At 49.2% G+C, this 3,590-nt stretch carries 2 protein-coding genes; both read left to right on the top strand.

What is annotated here, in order from left to right; genetic code table 11:
• The first annotated feature begins 414 nt into the window (after window positions 1–414).
• On the top strand, window positions 415–948 hold the full coding sequence (locus ACFQEU_RS13070; protein ID WP_379782835.1) for a hypothetical protein: 534 nt from the start codon (window positions 415–417) through the stop codon (window positions 946–948).
• A 1,661-nt stretch (window positions 949–2,609) separates the two neighbouring features.
• Complete coding sequence (locus ACFQEU_RS13065) at window positions 2,610–3,281, top strand: hypothetical protein (protein ID WP_379782833.1); 672 nt, start codon at window positions 2,610–2,612, stop codon at window positions 3,279–3,281.
• The last annotated feature ends 309 nt before the right edge of the window (window positions 3,282–3,590 follow it).

Here is a 3,590-nt window from a genome sequence, read left to right as displayed (position 1 = left end):
TTACGCTTACCAGCGCTTCGAAGACACTCCAAGACCAGTTCGATCTGATCCGCCGCCATCAGACCAGATCACGCGCCTGTCGATGTGATCGACTGGTTCTAGCGAATTTAATGATTTTCTTCGACGTGAGACCCCTCTTACCCCGGTTTAACAGGCTCTGTTGAAATCCTCTTTTCCAGATATATTCTCGCCTGAAACAGCCGGTCAATGAGAACTGCTTATTGACCGCCGAGAGTTCTGCCAGCTCAGAGAGATGTTCTGAGAGACGTGCGAGATACACAGCGCGAATACAGCACTATGTGAACTCACTCTACGAAAGAGAAGTTGCCTGCAGCGTAGATTTTATTATCGACGAAACCACTTAGAATTAGCCAAATCTGAAGACATTTGTTTGAGAAGTTAGTAATTCCCCATATGTCCTCCAGACGGGCGTTTCTCGCCACCGCAGCGACTGTCTCGATTACGACATCAGGATGTCTTGGTCGTCTCTCATCCTCTAGAAGTACCACTTCACTGACTCTTCGGGAACCTATTTTTGAACAGGATTCAGAGAGATGGCAGGACTCACCCTTCGAAGCAGCCGTGTTTTCAACACCAGAAGAAGCTAAAACTGCGCTCAATACACATATTGAAGGGATTGAGCCTGCAATAGAACAGGCCGTTAATTTTGACCCAGATACCGAATTTCTCGGAGTGTGCGCGTCAACAAGAGAGTTCGTCCCCCAAGGGACCCGAAAGGGATGGTGCCCGGAAATAGAGATCGATGATGATCGATTGGTCTTTCGATTTCCATTCGAGGAGTGGCCGAATGAACTCGAAGAGCCATACGTAAACAGGGTTATTCTACGAGTACAGCAGCCAAGCCTATTGACAAGCCAACCTACCCGCGCAGCGATCGAAATAGAAACGATTGAACGTCATGCTGACATCCGTTCCTGTTCTGATTAATAGATTAGATAATACCTCGACGTTTCGTGACCAATTAATCATGCGAAACAGAGTGCAAGAAGTTTCGCGCTGCACTCATCCTCTGTATCTCACACAGTATTTCTAATAGACTTCTGAGAGGTAGTTGCTGATCGCGGTACGTGTGCAACCTGTATTGACCGATTCGTGAGTGCTCTGTACTGAGCGATTCCTGTGTAGGTGTGAGACGACTTCTATGACACCCTCACAGAGAATAATAATGTCTGAGGCGGTCAGCTAGAACTTCGTTAACTTCCGTATCCAGAGTGATCGCGCTGAGCGTTTGTTAGTGCACGATGCCGGACCTCCATTTTCGACTGCTCATCCCGACCATCGTAATGTTGCTCCAGTACGTCGGCTGTTACATCACATCGGCTACCAACGATGGGCTGCTCAACCCCAGTTTTGAGTTGGTGGGTGATGTATCCTCGCCGAATTGTATGCGGTGATTTGGTCGATGGGCATTTTGAGGCTGAACCAGCTTTCGTAGCCTCACATTCATCAGGGTCTCTGCTGTGGGGGCATTCATTCCCAGTCGCACACGGCCTTGTCCACTTGTAGACATACTTCCTGACTGTGCTTTTGCTAATGCGACCATGTGATGTTGCTAGTAGGGGTTGTCTCCCGTGGTCATCGGTGACGCTTGGTCGATTAACTTCGATGTAGTCATCGATGACCGTACAGGCGCTTCGGCTTAGTGCGATCAGCCGTTCGCCTCCTTTACCATTCTTGAGGTTAGTACCCGTATCGGGCCGATGGCGCACACGGAGATGGGGTGGGTCTCCATTTGGACGATAGTCGTCAATATCGAGTCCGACAACCGTCCCCGTACGGGCACCGGTATCCACTAACAAGGTCCAAACCGCATGCTCCAACGACGCGTAGTGGTAGTCATTGAGCCAATCCAATATCTCTTGAGCATGATCTCCATCTAGGGCTTCATCGCGCGCCTCATCCTCCTCAGATACATTCGGGATAACCACCGTTTCGTGTAGGTTCGGACGGGCCGCGTTGATCTGCTCACAATATTTGATGAACTGGCGCACACATGTCTGTTGAGTCTTCTCAGTGGATTGGCTTAGCCTATCTACTTTTTTTGCTCCGTCCTCACGTCGCCAGATACGGTACTGGTGGAGTTTCCGCCCGGTAAGGTCGTTCAGATTGTCCATTCCTTGCTTGTCGCACCACTCTGCGAAGAATCCGAGTGCGGATTCGTACTGATACTGAGATGACGGGCGGAGTTCCTGAATCCTAGCATCGCTAAACATCTCAATCGCTTTTTCGGGGGTGATCGCCTCTAGCCTTGTGTGAGAGGGTTCGTCGACTGACGCTGACGTGCTATGCTGCTTGGTCCGCGATGTTGGTGTGTTTCGTGACATCGCGATTTGGGTTAACCGCCGAACCGGGAACTTCGCGTTTAGTGAGCTTCTAACGTCAAATCACCCCAGCGGTTACATTCTAGACTTCTTTTATACTTCGCGTCAACAAAAACAGACTTACGTACTTTTACTTTGATATTATATTTGACACACACCGCTGAGTTAGTTAAATTGTTGTTAAGATATATTTCACTTACAAATGGGGTGCTCACCGCTGTTAGCGAGGATATTTATATATGACCTTAGCCGGATCATCACTTACGAATGTCGCGCGCAGATACCCGTGGATTTCTCACCGATAAGGACAAGGAATGGCTCCGGGGAGAGATTGATTATGAACATAGACAGTCAGCAGCTAATAGGCGCGCAGCAATCCGAAACCGAGTCGCTGCAGCTCTCTCTGACTTCGCAGAGCTGAATCAACACTGGACAGAAAAGGAGCGCCGTCGCACACTTGATGAAGTTAAGGATTCAGAAGAGACAGCAGCGGACATAATCGAGTTTCTCTATATTTGGCTGAACGAGCGTGCTGCTGACCCTGAGGAGATGGTTGGTGACCAAGCTGATGATAACGCCCTTGCTTTCCGTCGAGCACTTTGTGGCGGCATCAAGAAAGGCAAACAGCACTTTGGAAGCGCACCAGATCCTGTTTTGATTGACTCTAACACCGAGTTGTTTGAAATCCCCAGCGCAGATGAGTTACAGCGAGAGCTCAACACAAGCCAGTGGAGGCTGCTCAATGAGTATGTCCGGGGAACATTTGAGGGAGATGATGACGAGGTAATCGAGAAGTCAGAAGCCGCAAACCAGTATGAGATAGGGCTACAGCTAGCTGTGAGAGACGAATTACACCATCGTCGCGTTGGAGCAGACTCTGAAATGAATAGGCACGACCAAATGATACGAGCGTCTATTCCCCAATTCGATTCGGAATAGCAGGCTCTGTTGAAATCCTCTTCTTCAGATAGGTTCTTACCTGAAACAACTGGTCGCTGAAGGGTGCATGTTGAACACTAAGAGATCTACCAGTTTAAGAAGGTGTTTCGATAGCCATGCGAGATACACAGCGCGTATCGCTCAGTGATGTTTCGACGGTACAACCAGATTCAAGACTGCTCAGGTACAGTACGACTGCTCAACCCTCAGTTTGTCTTCTCCAATTACCACTCTCAGTCGGATGTTCGGGCAGCTGCCGACGTTCAGGCCGAACTCTTCTCGTCTTCCATCATCGAGAGCAACATCTAC

The sequence above is a fragment of the Halorubrum tibetense genome (assembly GCF_042661865.1).
Taxonomy (GTDB): Archaea; Halobacteriota; Halobacteria; order Halobacteriales; family Haloferacaceae; genus Halorubrum; species Halorubrum tibetense.
This window is presented reverse-complemented; position numbering and strand designations above follow the sequence as displayed.